This window comes from Sphingobacterium sp. 18053, from assembly GCF_902706145.1.
GTDB classification, from domain to species: domain Bacteria; phylum Bacteroidota; class Bacteroidia; order Sphingobacteriales; family Sphingobacteriaceae; genus Sphingobacterium; species Sphingobacterium paramultivorum.
Window position 1 is genome coordinate 1 of record NZ_CACSJW010000063.1, and the last position, 385, is coordinate 385.

The following is a 385-nucleotide window of genomic DNA, read 5'->3' on the forward strand; positions in this document are numbered from 1 at the left end:
AGATTCGTTCACGGAATAACCCAAAACTGCCAAGATACCTGCCAAGACAGTCAATGAGAATTCCCATTGGAAGAAGGCGAAACAGCCGAGAATAATCACGATGTCGTGCATATTCGCAATAATCGCGGACACTGCAAAACGCCACTCAAAACGCATGGACAAGTAAATAATAATACCCGCCACCACGAAGCCCAAGGCCATCAAACCATTGGTAACCAGTTCTTCACCAACCTGAGGGCCGATGAATTCGACTTGGCGCAAAGCAACGTCAGGATTGTCTTTTTTCAGCAAATCCATCACTTGGTTGGACAGCTGGGCAGACGTTACGCCTTCTTTATTCGGCAGGCGAATCATGATGTGTTTGTTCGTACCCAGTGCCTGAACC

The 385-nt window shown here is 47.5% G+C and carries 1 pseudogene; it reads right to left on the reverse strand.

The features are described from left to right. Positions 1-385 (reverse strand): annotated as a pseudogene (locus GVK91_RS27295) (hypothetical protein); the annotation flags it as partial.